Annotated in this window: 17 protein-coding genes and 1 riboswitch; of the genes, 10 read left to right on the forward strand and 7 right to left on the reverse strand. The window is 72.7% G+C overall.

The genetic code is table 11. The annotated features are described in order from the left end of the window. Nucleotides 1-24: 24 nt before the first annotated feature. Together ACT2CW_RS40160 and ACT2CW_RS40165 are read right to left on the reverse strand one after the other, a co-directional pair. Nucleotides 25-258, reverse strand: a complete 234-nt coding sequence (locus tag ACT2CW_RS40160) for a ferredoxin (RefSeq protein ID WP_164430484.1) — start codon at nucleotides 256-258, stop codon at nucleotides 25-27. Continuing rightward, nucleotides 258-1,724: an aldehyde dehydrogenase gene (locus ACT2CW_RS40165; protein ID WP_445520158.1), complete on the reverse strand. Its 1,467-nt coding sequence runs from the start codon at nucleotides 1,722-1,724 to the stop codon at nucleotides 258-260. Before ACT2CW_RS40165 ends, ACT2CW_RS40160 begins: the two co-directional genes overlap by 1 nt. A gap of 115 nt (nucleotides 1,725-1,839) precedes the next feature. On the opposite strand from ACT2CW_RS40165, the gene ACT2CW_RS40170 reads away from it, so the two are divergent. From ACT2CW_RS40170 to ACT2CW_RS40205, 8 genes are all read left to right on the forward strand, one after another. After that, a complete protein-coding gene (locus ACT2CW_RS40170; protein WP_445520159.1) occupies nucleotides 1,840-2,910 on the forward strand; it encodes an MBL fold metallo-hydrolase in 1,071 nt (356 codons plus the stop codon). A gap of 102 nt (nucleotides 2,911-3,012) precedes the next feature. Beyond that, complete coding sequence (locus ACT2CW_RS40175; RefSeq protein ID WP_445520160.1) at nucleotides 3,013-4,527, forward strand: cytochrome P450; 1,515 nt, start codon at nucleotides 3,013-3,015, stop codon at nucleotides 4,525-4,527. A gap of 65 nt (nucleotides 4,528-4,592) precedes the next feature. After that, nucleotides 4,593-5,144, forward strand: a complete 552-nt coding sequence (locus ACT2CW_RS40180) for a GNAT family N-acetyltransferase (RefSeq protein WP_445520161.1) — start codon at nucleotides 4,593-4,595, stop codon at nucleotides 5,142-5,144. Nucleotides 5,145-5,200: 56 nt separating this feature from the next. Beyond that, a riboswitch (cobalamin riboswitch) is annotated at nucleotides 5,201-5,275 on the forward strand. A gap of 173 nt (nucleotides 5,276-5,448) precedes the next feature. After that, a complete protein-coding gene (locus ACT2CW_RS40185) occupies nucleotides 5,449-6,768 on the forward strand; it encodes a prenyltransferase/squalene oxidase repeat-containing protein (protein ID WP_445520162.1) in 1,320 nt (439 codons plus the stop codon). A 347-nt stretch (nucleotides 6,769-7,115) separates the two neighbouring features. After that, nucleotides 7,116-7,727 (forward strand): SCO2322 family protein, encoded by a 612-nt coding sequence (locus ACT2CW_RS40190; protein WP_445520269.1) that lies wholly within the window; start codon nucleotides 7,116-7,118, stop codon nucleotides 7,725-7,727. A gap of 17 nt (nucleotides 7,728-7,744) precedes the next feature. Continuing rightward, complete coding sequence (locus ACT2CW_RS40195; RefSeq protein WP_445520163.1) at nucleotides 7,745-9,145, forward strand: CbiQ family ECF transporter T component; 1,401 nt, start codon at nucleotides 7,745-7,747, stop codon at nucleotides 9,143-9,145. Next, nucleotides 9,142-10,770 (forward strand): ABC transporter ATP-binding protein, encoded by a 1,629-nt coding sequence (locus tag ACT2CW_RS40200; protein ID WP_445520164.1) that lies wholly within the window; start codon nucleotides 9,142-9,144, stop codon nucleotides 10,768-10,770. Before ACT2CW_RS40195 ends, ACT2CW_RS40200 begins: the two co-directional genes overlap by 4 nt. Next, nucleotides 10,767-11,684, forward strand: coding sequence for an ECF transporter S component (locus ACT2CW_RS40205; protein ID WP_445520165.1), 918 nt, complete (start codon nucleotides 10,767-10,769; stop codon nucleotides 11,682-11,684). The genes ACT2CW_RS40200 and ACT2CW_RS40205 overlap by 4 nt, the downstream gene beginning before the upstream one ends. A gap of 62 nt (nucleotides 11,685-11,746) precedes the next feature. Here the strand turns inward: ACT2CW_RS40205 and ACT2CW_RS40210 are convergent, their stop codons facing one another. Together ACT2CW_RS40210 and ACT2CW_RS40215 are read right to left on the reverse strand one after the other, a co-directional pair. After that, on the reverse strand, nucleotides 11,747-12,313 hold the full coding sequence (locus ACT2CW_RS40210; RefSeq protein ID WP_445520166.1) for a hypothetical protein: 567 nt from the start codon (nucleotides 12,311-12,313) through the stop codon (nucleotides 11,747-11,749). A 296-nt stretch (nucleotides 12,314-12,609) separates the two neighbouring features. Beyond that, nucleotides 12,610-13,779: a steroid 3-ketoacyl-CoA thiolase gene (locus ACT2CW_RS40215; RefSeq protein WP_445520167.1), complete on the reverse strand. Its 1,170-nt coding sequence runs from the start codon at nucleotides 13,777-13,779 to the stop codon at nucleotides 12,610-12,612. 250 nt (nucleotides 13,780-14,029) lie between these two features. On the opposite strand from ACT2CW_RS40215, the gene ACT2CW_RS40220 reads away from it, so the two are divergent. Both ACT2CW_RS40220 and ACT2CW_RS40225 read left to right on the forward strand, forming a co-directional pair. After that, a complete protein-coding gene (locus ACT2CW_RS40220) occupies nucleotides 14,030-15,262 on the forward strand; it encodes a cytochrome P450 (RefSeq protein ID WP_037947136.1) in 1,233 nt (410 codons plus the stop codon). An 83-nt stretch (nucleotides 15,263-15,345) separates the two neighbouring features. After that, nucleotides 15,346-15,945, forward strand: a complete 600-nt coding sequence (locus ACT2CW_RS40225) for an HD domain-containing protein (RefSeq protein WP_164430506.1) — start codon at nucleotides 15,346-15,348, stop codon at nucleotides 15,943-15,945. Between the two features lie 47 nt (nucleotides 15,946-15,992). On the opposite strand, the gene ACT2CW_RS40230 is transcribed toward ACT2CW_RS40225, so the two are convergent. The 3 genes from ACT2CW_RS40230 to ACT2CW_RS40240 all read right to left on the reverse strand — a co-directional run bounded on the left by ACT2CW_RS40230 (nucleotide 15,993) and on the right by ACT2CW_RS40240 (nucleotide 19,896). Further along, nucleotides 15,993-16,625, reverse strand: a complete 633-nt coding sequence (locus ACT2CW_RS40230; protein WP_445520168.1) for a superoxide dismutase family protein — start codon at nucleotides 16,623-16,625, stop codon at nucleotides 15,993-15,995. Nucleotides 16,626-16,724: 99 nt separating this feature from the next. Then, entirely contained in the window at nucleotides 16,725-18,809 is a 2,085-nt protein-coding gene (locus ACT2CW_RS40235) for a bifunctional glycosyltransferase 87/phosphatase PAP2 family protein (RefSeq protein WP_445520169.1), read from the reverse strand. A 274-nt stretch (nucleotides 18,810-19,083) separates the two neighbouring features. After that, nucleotides 19,084-19,896: an AraC family transcriptional regulator gene (locus ACT2CW_RS40240; protein ID WP_445520270.1), complete on the reverse strand. Its 813-nt coding sequence runs from the start codon at nucleotides 19,894-19,896 to the stop codon at nucleotides 19,084-19,086. Nucleotides 19,897-20,038: the final 142 nt, after the last annotated feature.

Consider the following 20,038-nt stretch of genomic DNA (forward strand, 5'->3'; position numbering starts at 1 on the left):
CCCCGCCAACGGCGGCCAGGAGAGCTACTCGTCGGGGGGAAAGACCTGTTCACCGGTTTCCGACAGCCGGATGGCGATCGCCTCGACCGGGCAGCCCTCGGCCGCCGCCAGCACCGCCTCGGAGGCGTCGGTCTCCGTCTCGACCGGATGCGACTGCCGCGCCCCGTCGAGCCGGAAGCCGCCGGGGGCGGTGCTCACGCACATCCCCGAGCCGATGCACACGCCGCGGTCCACCTCGATCCGCCAGCGGTCCCCCATCAGCTCGGCTCCCCGTCCCAGCCCTGGGGCAGGTGGATCATCTTGTGCTCCAGGTACGCGGAGAACCCCTCCGGGCCGAACTCCCTGCCCAGACCGGAGTTCTTGTAGCCGCCGAACGGCCCGAGCATGTCGAGGCTGAAGGTGTTGACCGAGTAGGTGCCGGTGCGGACGCGCCGCGCGAAGTCGATGCCGTGCCCGACGTCCGCCGTCCAGACGGAGCCGGACAGCCCGTACTCGGAGTCATTGGCGATCCGGGCCGCCTCCTCCTCGTCCCCGTACGGCAGCAGACAGATCACCGGGCCGAAGATCTCCTCACGGGCGATCCGCATGTCGTTGCCGACGTCGCCGAAGAGCGTGGGCTCCACGTACCAGCCGGTCTCCTGGGCCTCCGGACGGCCGCCGCCGGTCAGCACCTTGGCGCCCTCCCGCTGGCCCAGCGCGATGTAGTCCAGCGACCGCTTCTGCTGCCGCCGCGCCACCAGGGGCCCCACCTGGGTGGCCGGATCCAGCGGGTCGCCGACGACCAGGGCGGAGGCGGCGGCGGCGAACCGCTCGGCGATCTCGTCGTAGCGGGCGCGCGGCGCGAGGATCCGGGTCTGGGCCACACACGCCTGACCGTTGTTCATCCAGGCGTTGGGCACGATCCCGGCGACGGCCGCCTCCAGGTCCGCGTCCGGCAGGATCACCGCGGCCGACTTGCCGCCCAGCTCCAGCGTGACCCGGGTCAGCTGGCGCGAGGCCACCTCCATCACCCGCTTGCCGGCCGCGACCGAGCCGGTGAACGACACCTTGTCCACGCCCGGGTGGCCGACCAGGTACTCGCTGACCTCGCGGTCGGCCGGAAGGATCGACAGCACCCCCTCGGGCAGCCCCGCCTCGGCCGCGATCTCCGCCAGGATGTAGGAGTCCAGCGGTGTCTCGGGCGACGGCTTGAGGATCACCGCGCACCCCGCGAGCAGCGCGGGCGCCAGCTTCGCGGCGGCCACGAACTGCGGTACGTTCCACGGCACCACGGCCGCGACCACCCCGACCGGCTCCCGCCGCACCAGCAGCGGGCCGAGCACCCCGGCCCGCCGCTCCTCGAAGACGAAGTCGCGGGCCACGGTGATGGCCGCGTCCCACACCATCATCGCGCCGAGCGCCTGGGCGAGGACGCTCCAGGAGTACGGGGAGCCGTTCTGCGCGCTGATGACCCGGGCGATCTCCTCATGGCGTACGGCGATGGCGTCCTTGATCCGGGTGACCACCGCGATCCGCTCGTCCAGGCTCGTCCGGGCCCAGGGGCCCTCGTCGAACGCCGTACGCGCCGCCGCGACCGCCCGCTCCACATCGGCGCGGGAGGCGTGCGGCACCCGGCCGATGATCTGCTCGGTGTGCGGCGAGACGACCTCGATGGTGTCCTCGCCCGCCGGATCGGCCAGCGCGCCGCCGATGAAGAGCTGCCCGTGCTCGATGAGGTCGTTCATCGCTGATGCCTTCCGGCCGACGCCATGGGAGGCAGCGAATATCTGACGCTGCATCAGAACTGATACCAGTTCTAGCTATAGTGGGCAATCCTTGTGTCGAGGAGAGGGGGAGCCGATGGCGCAGGTGACGCGGGCGACGCGGGTGACACGGGTGACCGACCATGGCGGTGGAGTGTGGAGCATCCCGGTCCCGATCCCCGACAACCCGCTCGGGCACACCCTGGTCCACCTCCTCGACACCGATCGCGGCCCGGTCCTGATCGACACCGGCTGGGACGACCCCACGGCCTGGGACACCCTCACCGCCGGGCTCGCCGCGTGCGGCGCCTCCGTCTCCGACGTCCACGGCGTCCTCGTCACCCATCACCATCCCGACCACCACGGGCTGTCCGGCCAGGTGCGGGAGGCGTCCGGGGCGTGGATCGCCATGCACACCGCCGACGCCCAGGTCGTCCGGCGCACCCGGGAGGCCGAGCCCTCCCGCTGGCTGGACTATCTGGAGGAGAAGCTCGCCGCGGCCGGGGCGCCCGAGGAGCATCTGGCCCCGCTGCGCGCCACCCGCGCGTCCGGCCGTACGAACCTCCCGGGGCAGCGGGCCGCGCTCCCCGACCGCGAGATCGTCCCCGGTGAGCTCCTCGATCTGGCGGGCCGCCGGCTGCGGGCGATCTGGACCCCCGGCCACACCCCCGGCCATGTCTGCCTCCACCTCGAAGAGGCCCATCCGGCGGCCGGGGAGGGCCCGCCCGGCCATGGCCGTCTGTTCTCCGGTGACCATCTGCTGCCCGAGATCACCCCCCATATCGGGCTCTACGAGGACCCCGACGACATGACCGTCACCGACCCCCTCGGCGACTACCTCGACTCCCTCGAACGCGTCGCCGCGCTCGCCCCGGCCGAGGTGCTCCCCGCCCATCAGTACGCCTTCACCGACGCCCCGGCGCGGGTGCGCGCGCTGCTGGACCACCATGAGGAGCGGCTGGCCGGGCTGCTGGCGCTGCTCACCACTCCGCTCACCCCGTGGCGGCTCGCCGAGGCCATGGAGTGGAACCGCCCGTGGGAGCAGATCCCCTTCGGCTCCCGCAATATCGCGGTCTCGGAGGCGGAGGCGCACGTGCGCCGGCTGGTGAAGCTGGGCAGGGCGGAGGCGGTGCCGGGTAGCAATCCGGTGATGTACCAAGCGATTTGAGTGACGTATGGGGTGCCGGTCCGACGAACCGGAAGCTAGCCTTACCCGGCCTGGCGCACACCCGCGCACACCCCCGTGACAGCCGTATCAGCAGGAGCATGCGTGACGAGCCCCACCCGCGATTCCGACCCGACTCCAGGTCCGACGGCCGCCCCGGCGCCGCCCCCGGGCTGCCCCGCGCACTCCGGCCAGGCCCCGACCGGGGCAGGGCTCGAGTCGCTGCACGGCCCCGAGTTCGCCGCCGACCCGTCCGCCACCTACGCCCGGCTGCGGGCACACGGGCGGATCGCGCCGGTGGAGCTGGCGCCCGGCGTCCCCGTCTCGCTCGTCACCAGCTATCAGACCGCGCTGGACATCCTGCGCGGCCCCGAGACGTTCTCCAAGGACGCGCGCCACTGGCAGGCGCTCACCGATGGCACCATCCCCATGGACAACCCCGTGGTGCCGATGATGATGTACCGGCCGAACGCGCTGTGCAGCGACGGCGAGGAGCATCACCGGCTGCGCGCGGCGATCTCCGACACCCTCGACCGCCTGGACATCCACGCGCTGCGCCGCTACGTGGAGCGGAGCGCCGACTTCCTGATCGACCTCTTCGGCCCCAGGGGCGAGGCCGATCTGCTCAAGGAGTACTCCGCCCGGCTCCCCCTGCTCGTCTTCAACCAGCTCTTCGGCTGCCCGCCCGAGCTGAGCGACAAGCTGGTCCGGGCGCTCTCGGCGCTCTTCGACGTCACCGAGGACTCCGAGCAGGCCAACGCGCTCCTCGCGGAGACCCTCTTCCAGCTCATCGCCCTCAAACGGGAGAATCCGGGCCCGGACATGACGTCCTGGCTGATCGCCCACCCCGCCGAGCTCACCGACGAGGAACTGATCCACCAGATCGTCGTCCTCGTCGGCGCGGGCACCCAGCCCCAGCAGAACCTGATCTGCAACGGGCTGTTGCTCCTGCTCTCCGACGAACGGTTCCGGGGCGATCTCGCGGGCGGCACCATGCTGATCGAGGACGCGCTCAACGAGGTCCTGTGGAAGGACCCGCCGCTGGCCAACTTCTGCGTCCACTACCCGCGCCATGACGTCACGGTCGACGGACACCGGCTGCCCAAGGGCGACCCCGTCGTCATCAGCCTGGCCGCCGCCAACAACGACCCGTACCTGCTGTCCAACCGGCGCGGCAACCGGGCCCATCTGGCGTGGAGCGCGGGCCCGCACACCTGCCCCGCGAAGGACCCGGCCCAGCTGATCGCCTCCGTCGCCATCGAGAAACTGCTCGACCGCCTGCCCGATCTCGAACTCGCCGTCCCCGCCGAGAAGCTGGAGTGGCGCCCCGGCCCCTTCCACCGGGCCCTGGCCGCCCTGCCGGTGCGCTTCCCCCGGACCGCCGCCAAGTCCGACGAGGCACTGGCCGAGATGGCGGCGGCGGCGACCGCGGCCATCTCGGGCGCCGTGGGCCGCACACCCACGGTCACCCGCGCGGACACCCCGAACGACGGCTCCGGCGAAACCCCGGCCACCGCGTCCACCACCACGGAGCCGCGACCGGCGCCCGATTCCGGCGCCGAGCACGAGGCCCGACGCCGCTGGTGGAAGTCCCTGGCCCAGTGGTGGCGCCGCGGATAGCGGAAGCTGTCGGGCCCGAGTTGTCGGATTGCCGGGTGGTGCCCGGCCGCGTAGCGTCGCGGCGCATGACCCCGACGCTGCGCACCGCGCGCCTGCTGCTCGAGCCGTACCGGCCCGAGGACGAGGACGCCTTCGTGGCCCTGTTCCAGGACCGGCGGGTGTGCCGCTGGCTGGGGGACGGGAGGCTCACCCCGGAGGCCGAGGACCGGGCGCTGTTCGGACGGATCTTCACCAAGGTCTACGCCCGGCGGCTGTTCGACGTATGGGCCGTCCGCGAGGACGGCCGGTACGTCGGCCATGCCGAGATCAAGCCGACCGAGGTCGTCGGCGGCCACGAGATCGTCTACGCGCTGGCGCCGGAGGCGTGGGGGCGCGGCCTGGGGACCGAGCTGACCGGGGCGATCGTCGGCCACGGCTTCGGCACGCTCGGGCTGAGCGAGGTGCACGCCACCGTGATGGCGGCCAACGAGGCGTCGCTGACCCTGCTCACCCGGCTCGGTTTCACACACCGACGTGATATCGAGGAGGAGGACGGCACGACGACGCGCTGTCTCGCGGTCGTCCGGGGTGACGGCCGTTTCGGCGACAGTGAGCGGTGGGCGGCTGAGGGCGGCTGAGGGCGGCCGACAAGTCGGCGGATAAGCTGTCCGTAAACTTCATACGCGTCCGATCGGGGGAAGCCGGTGTGATTCCGGCGCTGACCCGCAACCGTGAGCGCGCCCCGTGGGGCGCAGGAGCCGGAACACCCGGGCGGGCGCGACGACGCAGGCTCCCGCCGCCGGACGACCGGTGGCGGCACCGTCGAGGTATGCGGAGCTGAGCCGGGTGCCAGGCGTGCCGCGGAGCGTTCCGCGTGCGGCGCGGCTGGACGGCCGTGCGCGGCTGCGTGCGCCCGTCCACCGACCGAGAGGCACCACAGCCATGAACATTCGCCGCAGCGTGGCGGCTCTTTCCCTCTGCGCCGCACTGGGCGCGGCCGCCGCGCCTGCCGCCGTGGCCGACGACGGCCAGGGCGGACGGGCCGAGGGGCTCTACGGCGCCAAGGACCCGAAGTTCGACGGGGTGTGGCGGCAGTCGCTGGCGCTGCTGGCCCAGGACGCGGTGGGCGTCACCCCGGCGAAGTCGGCCGTCGACTGGCTGGCGGGACAGGGGTGCGCGGACGGCGGCTTCGCGGCGTACCGCGCGGATACGTCCAAGGCGTGCGACCCGGAGAAGGGCGAGTTCACGGACGCGACGGCGGCGGCGGTCCAGGCGCTGGCCGCGGTGGGCGGCCGTTCCGGCACCGTGGAGAAGGGCATCGGCTGGCTGAAGCGCCACCAGAACGCGGACGGCGGCTGGGGCATGAACCCGGGCGGCCCGAGCGACGCCAACTCCACGGCGGCGGCGATCGGCGCCTTCGCCGCCACCGGCCAGGACCCGGCGAAGGTGACGTCGGCCGCGGGCAAGGGAGCCGCGGGCGAGGGGGCTGTGGACAAGGGGGCCGCGGGCGAGGGCGGCAAGACCCCGTACGACGCGCTGCTCGGCCTGCAACTGGACTGCTCGGCGAAGGCCGAGGAGCGCGGGGCATTCGCGTACACCGCCGCCAAGGGCAAGCCCGTCGCCAATGAACTGGCCACCGCGAGCGCCGCGCTGGCCGCGCAGGGCAAGGGGTTCGTCTTCGAGACCGTCGGCAAGGACGGCGGCGCCGAGCCGAAGCCGCTGCGCTGTGAGAAGGGGAAGGACGGGGCCGACGCCCCGAAGGACGCCGCCGAGGCCGCCCTGGCCCACCTCACCCGCGTCATGTCCGACACCGATGCGCACCTGAAGTCCGCGATGCCCGGTGCCAAGGACCAGCCCGACTTCGGCGGCACGGCCGACGCGGTGGTGGCGCTCGCCGCCGGGGAGCACAGCGCGGCCGCGGGCAAGCCCCTCCAGTGGCTCCAGAGCAAGGACAGCGGCGCGGCGGCCTGGGCCAAGGGCGACCCCGGCGCCCTCGCCAAACTGATCCTCGCGGCCCACGCGGCCGGCGCCGACCCCCGCGACTTCGGCGGCGCCGACCTCGTCAAGCAGCTCAACGCCACCGGCCCGAAGCCCGAGGCGGCGGCCCCGGGCGCGGAGTCGGACGGGAACGGCAAGAGCGAGGAGAAGAAGGACGACGACGGCGGCGGGGTCGGCGGCGTCTGGTGGACGGTCGGCGTCTGCGCGGTCGCCGGCATGGGCATCGGCTTCCTGCTGAGCGGCCGGAAGAGGCGACAGCTTTGAGCCCGCGTGCATATGTGGCACCGGTCCGCACCGGCGCGGCTTCGGCCCCGCGCACCGGCGCGGCCTCGGTCCCGCGCACCCGCGCGGCACGGGTCCGGTATGCCTCCTCGGCACCGGTACCGCCCGCCCGCACGGCCCAGGCCCGGCGCGCGGACGCGGCTCCCCCCACGCACGCCCAGGCAGCGTCGCCCCTGCACGCGCCGGCGGCCACGGCCCCGCACACGGACGCGGCTTCGGTCCCGCACACCCGCACCCGCACCCGCGCGCGTTTCGCCCGGTGCGGCCGCGCGGCCCGGTTCTCGCTGTCCGCCGTCGCCTCGGTGCTGCCCGTCGTGGCCCTTCTCGCGATGGCCTGCGCGGCGCCCGCGCAGGCCGCGGACGGGTACCGCTACTGGTCGTTCTGGCAGCGGGGCGGGGACGGCGGCAGTTGGAGCTATGCCACGCAGGGGCCCTCCTCGGCGCGGCCCGGCGATGGCGACATGATCGGCTTCCGCTTCGCGGTCAGCGAGGACTCCGACGACGCCACCCGGCCGCGCGGCATGGCCGATTTCGCCGCCGTCTGCGCCGACACCCCGGCCACGGACGGCACCAAACGGGTCGCGGTGGTCATCGACTTCGGTACGGCCACCGACGCACCCGACCGCCGGACGCCGCCCGCGCCCCGTACCGAGTGCGCACGGGTCGGCGAGGACGTGTCCGCCGGGGAGGCACTCGCCGCCGTCGCGAAGCCGCTGCGCTACAACTCCGCCGCGCTGCTCTGCGCCATCTCCGGCTATCCGGAGACGGGCTGCGGGGACAAGGTGAGCACCTCCGTGGACGCCCACGCCGCCCCGAAGGGGGACGGCGGCAAGGCGGGCGACGGCGGCTCGGGCCCCTCGGCCGGGCTGATCGGCGGGCTCGCCGCCGTCGTGCTGCTCGGCGCCGCGGCGGTCTGGCAGGCGCGCCGCCGTCGCGGATGAGCGCACGGAAGACCGCCATGGCACCGCGCACCACGCCCGAGGCCACCGCCCCGCGCCACCGGGGCGTCGGGTTCCGCGCCCGGCCAACTGGCGGTACCCCGCGCGGCGGAAGCGCCCTACACGCCGGGGCCTGGTGGCTGTGGGCGCTCGGGCTGGCCACGGCCGCGTCCCGGACCACCAACCCGCTGCTGCTCGGGCTGCTGATCGCGGTCGCGGGCTATGTGGTGGCCGTACGGCGCACGGACGCGCCATGGGCCCGCTCGTACACCGCGTTCCTCAAGCTCGGTCTCGTCGTGCTGGCCATCCGGCTGTTCTTCGCGGTCTTCTTCGGCTCGCCGATCCCCGGGACGCGGGTGCTCTTCACGCTCCCCGAAGTCCCGCTGCCCCACTGGGCACAGGGGGTCCGCATCGGCGGCCGGGTGTCGGCCGAGGGGCTGGTGTTCGCGCTGTACGACGGGCTGCGGCTGGCCACCCTGCTGATCTGCGTCGGCGCCGCGAACGCCCTCGCCAGCCCGGCGCGGCTGCTCAAGTCGCTGCCCGGCGCGCTCTACGAGGCCGGGGTCGCGGTCGTCGTGGCGATGACCTTCGCGCCCCATCTGGTGGCGGACGTGCAGCGGCTGCGCTCCGCCCGCAGGCTGCGCGGCCGCCCCGACCGCGGGGTGAAGGCGCTGCTCCAGGTCGGACTGCCGGTGCTGGAAGGCGCGTTGGAACGCTCGGTGGCCCTGGCGGCGGCCATGGACGCGCGTGGCTACGGCCGCACCGCCCAGGTCCCGCCCGCCGTCGCCCGTACCACCACCGCGCTGACGCTGGGCGGGCTGCTCGGCGTGTGCTGCGGCACGTACGGCCTGCTCGCCGCCGAGGGCGCAGGCTACGGTCTGCCGCTGCTGCTCGCCGGACTCGCCGCCGCGCTCGGCGGGCTGTGGCTGGGCGGCCGCCGCTCGGTGCGCAGCCGCTACCGCCCGGACCGCTGGGGCGTACGGGCGTGGCTGGTGGCGGGGTCGGGGGCGGCGGTCGCGGCACTGATGATCCGGGCCGCCTCCTACGCCCCGGAGGCCCTCCAGCCATCGGTCGTCCCGCTCGCCACCCCGACCCTGCCGCTGTGGCCCGCGGCGGCGGTGCTCCTGGGCCTGCTCCCGGCCGTCGCGTCCCCGGCACCGACAGCGACACCGGCCCGCGAACCAGCCCGCGAACCGGCCCCGCCGGAAGACGCCCCCACCAAACCGGCCCACGCCCGGGACCGGCAGCGCCCGGAATCCCCCGGCCCCGACACCCGGTCCCCGGCCAAGCGGCACCCGCGCCCCGACGACGCGGCCACGGATCCGTCCCCAAACCCCGAGACTCACCCCACCGCACACACCCCGCCCCGCGCCCAAGGCGATGCGCGAGCCGAGGCGGGGCCCGAGGAGGCCACGCAGTGATCCGCTTCGAGCAGGTGTCGGTCCACTACGACGGCGCGGCGCGGCCCGCCCTCGCGGGGGTGGAGCTGACCGTCCCCGAGGGCGAGCTGTGTCTGCTCGTGGGCCCGTCCGGGGTCGGTAAGTCGACACTCCTCGGGGCCGTCTCCGGTCTCGTACCGCATTTCACCGGTGGCACCCTGCGCGGCCGCGTCACCGTCGCGGGCCGGGACACCCGTACCCACAAGCCGCGTGAACTCGCCGACGTCGTCGGCACCGTGGGCCAGGATCCGCTCGCGCACTTCGTCACCGACACCGTCGAGGACGAGCTGGCGTACGGCATGGAGTCGCTCGGCATCGCCCCGGACACCATGCGCCGCCGGGTCGAGGAGACGCTGGACCTGCTGGGACTCGCCGAGCTGCGGGACCGTCCCATCGCCACGCTCTCCGGTGGGCAGCGGCAGCGCGTGGCGATCGGCTCGGTGCTCACCACCCACCCCCGCGTCCTCGTGCTCGACGAGCCGACCTCCGCGCTGGACCCGGCCGCGGCCGAGGAGGTGCTGGCCGTGCTTCAGCGGCTGGTGCACGACCTGGGCACCACGGTCCTGATGGCCGAACACCGCCTCGAACGCGTGGCGCAGTACGCGGACCAGATGATCCTGCTCCCCTCCCCCGGCGCCGCCCCGCTGACCGGCGCACCCGCCGAGCTGCTGCCGGTGTCGCCCGTCCAGCCGCCCGTGGTGGCGCTGGGCGCCCTCGCGGGGTGGCCGGCGCCGGTGCCGCTGTCCGTACGGGACGCCCGCCGCAAGGCGGGACCGCTGCGCGAGCGACTGGCGCCGCTCGCCCCGCGCCTGGTGGCAGACCCGCCGCCGGGCGGGCCTGTGGTCGAGGTGGCGCGGCTGTCCGTACGCCACGGCCGGGTGGAGGCGCTGCGCGGGGTGGACCTGACGGTGCGGCCGGGCGAGACGGTGGCGCTGATGGGGCGCAACGGCGCGGGCAAGTCCACGCTTCTGGCCAGCCTGGTCGGGCTGCACGAACCCGCCTCGGGCTCGGTGCGGGTCGGCCCGGACCGGGTCGTACCGCACCGCACTCGCCCCGCCCAACTGCTGCGCCAGGTCGGCCTCGTACCGCAGGAGCCGCGCGATCTGCTCTACGCGGACACGGTCGCCGCCGAGTGCGCGGCGGCCGACCAGGACGCGGGCGCGGCGCCCGGCACCTGCCGTGACCTGGTCGGCCGGCTGCTGCCGGAGGTGGCGGACACCGCCCATCCGCGCGATCTGTCGGAGGGGCAGCGGCTGGCGCTCGCCCTGTCCGTCATCCTCACCGCCCGGCCGCCCCTGCTGCTGCTCGACGAGCCCACGCGCGGGCTCGACTACGCGGCGAAGGCGCGCCTGGTGGAGGTGGTGCGCGGGCTGGCCGCGGACGGCCACGCGACCGTACTGGCCACCCACGACGTGGAGCTCGCCGCCGAACTCGCCCACCGCGTCGTCATCCTGGCCGAGGGCGAGGTGGTCGCGGACGGCCCCACGGCGGAGGTGGTGGTCTCCTCCCCCGCCTTCGCCCCCCAGGTGGCCAAGGTGCTGGCCCCACTGCCGTGGCTGACGGTGCCGCAGGTACGCGAGGCACTGGCCCCGGAGGAAGCACGATGAGCGGGACAACACCGAACGGGACAACACCGAGCGGGACAACACCGAGCGAGACGGCACCGAGCGGGACAGCCCCAAACGGACCGCACCGGACGGAGCCGGAACGCGGCGCCAGGACGAAGGCCATACGCCTCGGCCCGCGCTCGGTGGCGGCGCTCGCGCTCGTCTCCGCGATCGGAGCCGTCGCCTTCGGCTGGCCGCTGTTCGCACCGGGCGACTCCGGGATCACCACCCACGCCGCCGACGCGCCCTGGCTGTTCGCCGCGCTGCTCCCGCTCCTGCTGGCCGTGGTCGTGGCGACCATCGCGGACACCGGTCTGGACGCCAAGGCCGTCGCGATGCTCGGGGTGCTGGCGGCGGCGGGGGCGGCCCTGCGGCCGCTGGGCGCAGGGACGGCCGGGATCGAGCCGATGTTCTTCCTGATGGTGCTGTCGGGACGGGTGCTGGGCCCCGGTTTCGGCTTCGTCCTCGGCGCCGTCTCGATGTTCGCGTCCGCGCTGCTCACGGGCGGGGTGGGCCCGTGGATGCCGTTCCAGATGCTGGCGATGGGGTGGGTGGCGATGGGCGCGGGGCTGCTCCCCGGCGCCGCCCGGCCGCCCGGCCGGGCGGAGTCGCTGCTGCTCGCGGGGTACGGGGCGGTGGCGTCCGTGGCGTACGGAACGGTCATGAACCTCCAGGGCTGGACCCTGATGCAGGGCATGGCCTCGGGGATCTCCTACGTCCCCGGCGACCCACTCGGCGAGAACCTCGCCCGCTTCGTGGCGTACTGCCTGGCCACCTCGCTGGGCTGGGACCTGCCGCGCGCCCTGGTCACGATGGTGCTCACCCTCACCCTCGGCACCCCCATCCTCAAGGCCCTCCGCCGCGCCACCCGCCGTGCGGCCTTCGAGGCCCCGGTGGCGTTCGAGGACGGCTAACGTCGCGCGGGCCCGGCGCGTTGACCCGCACCGGGCCCTCGATCACTCCTGCTGGTGGAGCGTCAGTTCTGGTGGAAGACGCCGGCGTCCCACTGCGCGACCCACCCGCCGTCGCCGAACCGCAGGTTGGCCGTGCACTTGTAGGTGTCACCGTCGCAGTTCAGGGCCGTCACCGGCACCGGGGCGGCGGCTTCCCGCGGAGCCTTGACCGTCTTCGCCGACGCGGCGGGCACGGCACTGGCCATGGCCTGGTGGAACACATTGGCGTTCCACTGGGCGACCCACCTGCCGTCACCGAACTGAAGCCCGGCGGTGCACTTGTAGGTGTCCCCGTCACAGGTGAGGGTCGTCACCGGGACCGGGGCCGCGGCGCCGCGCGGGGCGTCCGCCGACCGGGCGGCCCGCTGATGGCTCGCCGCGCTCTGATGGAATACGTTCACATTCCACTGCGCGACCCACCTGCCGTCACCGAACCGCAGGTTGGCCGTGCACTTGTAGGTATCGCCATCGCAGTTGAGGCCGGTCACGGGGACGGGCGCGGCGTTGGCCGCCGGGGCGACCGCCGTGGCGGCCAGGGCCAGGGCTCCCAGCCCCAGGAACGTACCGGTGAGCATTCGGCGAGCTGACATGTCGTCGCTTCCCTTCGACTCTGGCCACACAAAGGGGGATCCACTGCAATTCACCGCAAACCACCCCAAGTGGCCAATCCGATGACATCCCAGAGATTAGCGGCCCTTAAAGGCTTTTCATGTGCTCGTACTATATGAACTCATATGCGACACAGCCCCCGTTACGGCGAGGGCGGTCACCGTGGATTGACGATTCCAGGCATACGAAAACGGCGGCGCCCCAAGGGACACCGCCGAGGAATCGATACCGCCGAAATCCAAGCCCCGGATTCCGGTCGATCAGCGCTCGACCATCACTACAGCCGCTGAATGATCGTGCCCGTGGCCAGCGCCCCGCCCGCGCACATCGTGATCAGCGCGAACTCCTTGTCCGCGCGTTCCAGTTCATGCAGCGCCGTCGTGATCAGGCGGGCCCCCGTGGCCCCCACGGGGTGCCCCAGGGCGATCGCGCCGCCGTTCACGTTGACCTTCTCCAGGTCCTGCTCGAAGACCTGCGCCCACGACAGCACCACCGAGGCGAACGCCTCGTTGATCTCGATCAGGTCGATGTTCTTCAGGGTCATCCCGGCCTTGCCCAGGACCGCCTTCGTGGCGTCGATCGGCCCGTCCAGGTGGAAGTGCGGATCGGTGCCGACCAGGGCCTGGGCCACGATGCGGGCGCGGGGGCGGAGTTTGAGGGCGCGGGCCATGCGTTTGGAGGCCCATAGGACCGCGCAGGCGCCGTCGGAGATCTGGGAGGAGTTGCCCGCGGTGTGCACGGCGGTGGGCATGATGGGCTTGAGTCCGGCCAGCGCCTCCATGCTGGTGTCGCGCAGCCCCTCGTCCCGGTCGACGGCGCGCCACATGCCCTCGCCGGCCGTCTGCTCCTCCTCCGTCGTGGGCACCTGCACCGCGAAGGTCTCGCGCTTGAACCGCTCCTCGGCCCAGGCCCGCGCCGCCCGCTCCTGGGAGATCAGCCCGAGGGCGTCGACGTTCTCGCGGGTCAGGCCGCGGTTGCGGGCGATGCGTTCGGCGGCCTGGAACTGGTTGGGCAGATCCACGTTCCACTCCTCGGGGAACGGTTTGCCCGGGCCGTGTTTGGAGCCGCTGCCCAGCGGCACCCGCGACATGGCCTCGACGCCGCAGCCGATGCCGATGTCGATGACACCGGTCGCGACCATGTTGGCCACCATATGATTGGCTTGCTGTGAAGAGCCGCACTGACAGTCCACCGTCGTCGCCGCGGTCTCGTACGGCAGCCCCATCGTCAGCCAGGCCGTGCGTGCGGGGTTCATCGACTGCTCCCCGGCGTGGGTGACCGTGCCGCCGACGATCTGCTCGACGCAGTCGGGCTGAATGCCGGTGCGGGCGAGGAGTTCGCGGTAGGTCTCGCCGAGCAGATAGGCGGGGTGGAGGTTGGCGAGCGCGCCTCCGCGCTTGCCGATGGGCGTGCGGACTGCTTCGACGATGACGGGTTCGGCGGCCATGGCTGTCTCGTCCTCTCATCGCATCCGCGGGGCTCCCGGCAGCACCCGCGGCAGAACTAGTACGCGTTCTAGTTCTTCGACTCAGTCTGCTGAGGCCCGGCCCGGCGGCGCAAGGGTTGTGCAGGGGTTGAGCGGACCTTGAGGGACATCGGCCCACCGAAACAATGGCCGCGATTTCTCTTGCTACTTGTAGAACCCGTTACTACCTTGCGGACACTTCTGATAGGCCGTCAGATCTCTGGAGTGGCCGATGTCCTGCCCAGCGCTCCCCGAAGGCTTTGACCTCACCGACCCCGACCTCCATCAGCATCGGGTGCCACTCCCGGAGCTCGCCCAGCTGCGGCAGACGGCCCCGGTGTGCTGGATCCCCCAGCCACATGGCGTGGCCGGCTTCGACGACGACGGCTACTGGGCCGTCACCCGCCATGCCGATGTCAAGGAGGTCTCCACCCGGCCGGAGATCTTCTCCTCCCACGCCAACACCGCGATCATCCGGTTCAACGAACACATCCAGCGCGATCAGATCGACGTCCAGAAGCTGATCATGCTGAACATGGACCCGCCCGAGCACACCCGGGTCCGCCAGATCGTCCAGCGCGGCTTCACCCCGCGCGCCATCCGCGCCCTCGAGGACGCCCTGCGCGACCGCGCCACCCGCATCGTAGCCGGGGCCAGGGAGAGCGGCAGCGGGGACTTCGTCACCGATGTGGCCTGCGAGCTGCCGCTTCAGGCGATCGCCGAGCTGATCGGCATCCCCCAGCAGGACCGGTCCAAGATCTTCGACTGGTCCAACAAGATGGTCGCGTACGACGACCCCGAACTGGCCATCACCGAGGAGATCGGCGCCGAGTCGGCCATGGAGCTGATCTCGTACTCCATGAACCTCGCGGCCGACCGCAAGGCGTGCCCGGCCAAGGACATCGTCAGCCGGCTGGTGGCCGCCGAGGACGAGGGCAATCTGGGCTCGGACGAGTTCGGCTTCTTCGTACTGCTGCTCGCCGTCGCCGGCAACGAGACCACGCGCAACGCCATCAGCCACGGGATGCACGCCTTCCTCACCCACCCCGACCAGTGGGAGCTGTTCAAGGCCGAGCGCCCCGCCACCGCCGCCGACGAGATCGTGCGCTGGGCCACCCCCGTGATGTCCTTCCAGCGCACCGCCACCCAGGACACCGAACTCGGCGGGCAGCGCGTCGCGGCGGGGCAGCGGGTCGGCGTGTTCTACTCGTCCGCCAACAACGACCCCGAGGTCTTCGACGGCCCCGAGGTCTTCGACATCACCCGCGACCCCAACCCCCACCTCGGCTTCGGCGGCGGCGGACCGCACTTCTGCCTCGGCAAGAGCCTGGCGGAGCTGGAGATCCGGCTGATTTTCAACGCCATCGCGGACACCCTGCCGGACATCCGGCTCGCGGGTGAGCCCCGGCGGCTGCGCTCGGCCTGGCTGAACGGGATCAAGGAGCTCAGGGTGACCTACACGTAAGGGGCTCGGGGTGACCTACACGTAAGCTGTTCGTGCCGCGCCAGGAGTCCCACAACCCACCGGGCGGGGGCACACTGACCGCCATGAGCGAGATGTACGGCCCGCACGGCGCGGCGGGCGACCGTCGAAGACTCTTCGACTTCATAGCCCTCACCGCCCGCCTCCGTGAGACCGAGCGCGCCAACAACGCCACCCCGGAGCGCAAGGAGAGCGTCGCGGAGCACTCCTGGCACCTGGCGATGGTGAGCTGGATCCTGCACGCCGAGTTCGAGCGCGAGGCCGGGCGGCGGCTCGACCTCACCAAGATGCTCAAGCTCTGCCTGATGCACGACCTCGTCGAGATGGACGCGGTGGAGCGGGGCGCCGCGGGCGGTGAACCGCCGCGCTTCGCCTCGCTCCCCGCACCGCTGGGGGCCGAACTCCTCGCCCTGTGGCGGGAGTACGAGGAGGGCCGTACGCCCGAGGCGTGCCTGGTGCGCGGGGTGGACCGGCTCAACCCCACCCTGATGCGCTGTCTGACCGGCCAGGGCTGGGGCGATATGGCCACCGACAGCCACGCCCCCGTGGACGCCGAGGCGCTGGACGGGCTGAATCTGCCGCGGGTGGCCGTGAGCGAGACGCTGCGCGCGCTGTACGAGGAGATCAGGGACGCCTCGGTGGAGGGCGGACTGCTGCCGCCGTGAGGCCCGCCCGCCCCCACCGAGACCGAGCGCCGTGGACGCCGACGGACCTACTTGAACGGCACGTTCACACACGCCACCCGGGCGCCCGCCTGCCCCGCCTTGCCCGACGTGGTGTCCGTCGCATGCTTGTGGATCACCACGGAACGAGCCTCATCGGGCCGGAAGTTCCACTTCACCCAGGACTTGGCCCAGCCCTTGCCGGAGCCGCTGGTGGTGAGGTCCAGCCACACCTCGTTGCGCGGGTTGGCGTAGTCCGGGTTGGTCGAGGGCTGCTTGGGGTCCTGCTTGTTCTGGTAGTGCGGCCCCGACGAGTCGGGCTTGGTGCCACACGGCTTCGTATGGACATGGATCCCGAAGTGGTGGTCGGCCGCGAGGCCACGCACGCTGATGAACACGAACGTGCCCTTGTGCATCCTGTACTGGCCGTGGTCTTCCCCACCCTCGTGGTGGTCCATCATGCCCTTGCCGCTCAGCCGCGCCTCCGCGATGAACACCGACGCGGACGTGGGCACCAGCGACTTGTCGTACGTCACCGCACCGGCGTGCTTCGCCTCCGACGCCGGCTGGAACCTGTCGTGGACGAAGACGAAGGGGTGCGGCGGCGCGGCGGCCGCGGGTGTCGCGATCGCCATTGAGGCGCCCATCGCGACCGCCGCGGTTACTGCCTTCACCAGGGACATCCTTGATCCCTCCTCGGTCGGGGTCCCCGCTCCCCGTCTCGATTCCCGGATCCCCCCGTTCAACGCGTTTTCACGCCTTTCCGCCCCCTTCTCACCACGCTAGACCCGCTGGTCATGCCGCTCAACGCGAGCCCCAGCCCCCTTTTCGGGGGACTCACCGCCCCCTGACCGGTCCTTCGCCACGGGTTCGGCGTCGTCGTGCTGTCCGTCGCGCTGCCGTACCAGCCCCGGGACCAGCCCCCTGGCCCGGGCGACCGCGGCGCCCATCGTCGCCGACAGCGGTGGCGCCTCCTCGTGCGGGCGCCGGCCCACGCCGAGGAACACGTACTGGAGCGCGAACCCGGCCGTGACGATGACCGCGCCGCCGATCGCGTCCAGCACATAGTGGTTGGCGGTGCCCACGATGACCGCCGTGGTCAGCAGCGGGTACAGGATGCCGAGCACCTTCGCCCAGACGTACGGCGCCACGATCGCGATGACCACCCCGCACCACAGCGACCACCCCACATGCAGCGACGGCATGGCCGCGTACTGGTTGGACAGCTTGGTGAGCGCGCCGAAGTCCGGGTTGTTCAGGTCCTGCGGGCCGTGCGCGGTGTCCACGTAGCCGAGCCCCATCAGCCGCGGCGGGGCCAGCGGGTAGAGCCAGAAGCCGACGAGGGCGAGCAGCGTGGCGAAGGCCAGCGGGGTGCGGGCCCAGCGGTACGTCGCGGGGCGGCGCAGATACAGCCAGCCCAGCAGGGACAGCGGAATCAGGAAGTGGAAGGTGCTGTAGTACCAGTTCATGAAGTCTTTGAGCCATCCGGTGTCGGCCACGATGGCGTTGAACCAGTGCTCGATGTCGATGTGCAGCCAGCCCTCGAGGGTGAGCACCTGGTCTCCGTGGCCCTCGGCCAGGCTGCGCTCGTCCGGGGCGTGGCCGCGGATCCAGGAGTAGGCGAAGTAGCCGACGCGGATCAGCATCAGCTCGAGCATCAGGTTCGGGCGGGACAGCGGCCGCTTGAGGACACGCAGCAGCGGCACCCAGGCGAAGCGGCTCCTGGCCGGTTCGGCGACCGGCGTCGGCTCGGGGTCGTCCCACCGCGGCGAGGTGCGGGAGAGGAACGGCACCAGACAGGCGGCGGCGAGCGCGGCGAGCAGCGGCGCATTGTAGCCGATATGTCCGAGGATCTCGATGTCGGGCAGCAGCGCGGTGCGGTTGAGCGACATCGCCAGTACGACCAGAACCGGCCACACCAGCCGGTCGGAGCCGCGCCGCCCCACCCGGCCGACCGCGGCCAGCAGGATCCACAGCTGCTGGTGCTGCCAGGAGGTGGGCGAGACCGCGAGCGCCACGCTGCCGGTGATGGCGGCGGCGAGCAGCAGCTGCCCGTCCCGGGCGTAGCGCACCGCGCGCCGCAGGCCGATCACCGCGACCGCGACCGCGAGCACGGTCAGCAGCGCGAGCTCCACCGGGCCCTCGAGGCCGATGCGCAGCAGCAGCCCGTGCAGCGACTGGTTGGCCAGGCTGTCGGCGGGGGCGCCGAGCCCGAAGCCGCCGATGTGATGCCCCCAGTACGTCCACGAGTCGCGCGGCATGGCCGCCCAGGCGAGCGCGGTGCACACGGCGAACGTGGCACCCGCGAGCGCGGCGGCCCGGCGCCGTCCGATCAGCCACAGCACGACGGCGAACAGCAGCAGCGCGGGCTGGAGCGCCGCGGCCACCCCGATGAGCACACCGGCCTGCCGTCCGGAGGTGCTGGGCAGCACGGTGAGGACGACCAGGAGCACCGGGATGATGCTGGTCTGGCCGAGGGTGAAGGTGTTGCGCACCGGAAGCGACAGCACCAGCAGGCTGATGGCCAGCGGTGCGGCGATCAGCGAGGTGCGGCGGGAGACCGGGCCGGGCAGCGACCGGGCCACGACCAGCCCGAGGACCACGACCAGCAGCAGGGTGCCGAAGGTCCAGGCGACCCCGAGGCTCTGCTCGGCGGCCCGGGTCAGCGGTTTGAGGACGAGCCCGGAGAACGGGGTGCCGGTGAAGGAGTCCCCGTCGTACAGCGACCCGCTGACATGCAGCACCCCCTGGTCGCCGATCCAGGTCTCCAGATCGGTCAGCCGCTCATCGGGCGGCAGCCGCAGCACCGCAGCCGCCTGACGGACCGCCAGCACCCCCGCCAGGAGCCACAGGGCCACCAGCCCCATTCTGGTCCGCGACGTCCGCGCCCCTACGGCGCCGGGGGCCGGCCCCGTGTCCGGGCTTCTCCCCAGTCCGCTCCGCTCCACGTTCGCCACGCCGTGCCGCTCCCCCACTCGCCCTCTTCATCTGTCCCGGATGTTTGGAACCCTACTGAGCCCACTACTCAGACGCCGAACACCCCCACTTCACCTGACTGTCGTCCAGGGTTGTCCGAAAGATGTCAGGCTTTGGCAGGGTCCTTGCGCTCCGCGAGGGTCCGTATGGTCCGGGCCAATTTCATCAGGGCCGCGGGGTGCGCCGCGAATCGGCACTCGCCGCGCGCTGAAATGTTCCCGGCGTCACACCGAAGCACCGTACGAACCAGCGGTGGAAGTGGGCCTGGTCGGCGAAGCCCGCCTGGACCGCGGCCTCCGCCGCGCTGCTGCCCGCCACCAGCAGCCCGCGCGCCCGGCGCAGCCGGAGCTGCCGCTGGAAGTCGCTCGGCGCCATCCCGTACGCGGCGCGGAACGCCCGGTAGAGCGCGAAGCGGCTGCATCCGGCGGCCTCCGCGAGCCGCGCCGCCGGGATCTCCTCCGCGTACGCCTCCTCCAGCAGGGCCCTGGCCCGCCGCGCGGCCCGGACCTGCTCACCGCTCCCGTCCGGAAGCTCCCGGGCCCACAGCGGCCCGGTGGCCCCGCGCCGCACCATCGCCCCGACGGCCGCGGTCAGCCGCTCGTCCCGCACCAGCGGCCCGGCGCCGCCCACCAGGGCGGTGTGCAGCCGCAGCAGGGCGCGGGGCAGCAGCGGATCGGAGACCACGGGCCGGTCGAACAGCGGCAGCGCCGCCCGGCCGTCCGCGCTGTCGGCCACATCGGCGAGGACGTTCCGCACCACATCGGGACCTATGTGGACGATGCGGTACTTGTAGCCCAGCTCGGCGGCCGCCTCCCCGTCATGCGGATCGTCGGGATTGAAGACCATCACCATCCCCGCCCCGCTGGTGCGCAGCGCCCCCCGGCACCGGAAGCGCTGGGCGCCGACCTCGGTCACGGCGAAGGAGTAGGTGTCATGGCTGTGGGGATGGAAACGATGGCTGAAAAAGTGCGCGTGCATGGCCTCCACGGGCCGGTCGGGATCGCGCCAGTACCGGGCCCAGTCCTCCCGGCCCCGCTCCCCTTCTCCGACGGCAACCACGGATCCATTGTGCCGTGGCGCACGAGCGTTCAAGACCGCAGGTCGCCGCGGTGGCGAGAGT

This window comes from Streptomyces sp. NEAU-174, from assembly GCF_052665095.1.

Coding starts and splice junctions, on each gene's coding strand:
- ACT2CW_RS40235 (WP_445520169.1), bottom strand. CDS start 18,809: ATGGGGCTGGTGGCCCTGTGGCTCCTGGCGGGGGTGCTGGCGGTCCGT.
- ACT2CW_RS40225 (WP_164430506.1), top strand. CDS start 15,346: ATGAGCGAGATGTACGGCCCGCACGGCGCGGCGGGCGACCGTCGAAGA.
- ACT2CW_RS40240 (WP_445520270.1), bottom strand. CDS start 19,896: ATGCACGCGCACTTTTTCAGCCATCGTTTCCATCCCCACAGCCATGAC.
- ACT2CW_RS40185 (WP_445520162.1), top strand. CDS start 5,449: ATGAACATTCGCCGCAGCGTGGCGGCTCTTTCCCTCTGCGCCGCACTG.
- ACT2CW_RS40220 (WP_037947136.1), top strand. CDS start 14,030: ATGTCCTGCCCAGCGCTCCCCGAAGGCTTTGACCTCACCGACCCCGAC.
- ACT2CW_RS40215 (WP_445520167.1), bottom strand. CDS start 13,779: ATGGCCGCCGAACCCGTCATCGTCGAAGCAGTCCGCACGCCCATCGGC.
- ACT2CW_RS40165 (WP_445520158.1), bottom strand. CDS start 1,724: ATGAACGACCTCATCGAGCACGGGCAGCTCTTCATCGGCGGCGCGCTG.
- ACT2CW_RS40180 (WP_445520161.1), top strand. CDS start 4,593: ATGACCCCGACGCTGCGCACCGCGCGCCTGCTGCTCGAGCCGTACCGG.
- ACT2CW_RS40170 (WP_445520159.1), top strand. CDS start 1,840: ATGGCGCAGGTGACGCGGGCGACGCGGGTGACACGGGTGACCGACCAT.
- ACT2CW_RS40195 (WP_445520163.1), top strand. CDS start 7,745: ATGGCACCGCGCACCACGCCCGAGGCCACCGCCCCGCGCCACCGGGGC.
- ACT2CW_RS40190 (WP_445520269.1), top strand. CDS start 7,116: ATGGCCTGCGCGGCGCCCGCGCAGGCCGCGGACGGGTACCGCTACTGG.
- ACT2CW_RS40230 (WP_445520168.1), bottom strand. CDS start 16,625: ATGTCCCTGGTGAAGGCAGTAACCGCGGCGGTCGCGATGGGCGCCTCA.
- ACT2CW_RS40205 (WP_445520165.1), top strand. CDS start 10,767: ATGAGCGGGACAACACCGAACGGGACAACACCGAGCGGGACAACACCG.
- ACT2CW_RS40210 (WP_445520166.1), bottom strand. CDS start 12,313: ATGTCAGCTCGCCGAATGCTCACCGGTACGTTCCTGGGGCTGGGAGCC.
- ACT2CW_RS40160 (WP_164430484.1), bottom strand. CDS start 258: ATGGGGGACCGCTGGCGGATCGAGGTGGACCGCGGCGTGTGCATCGGC.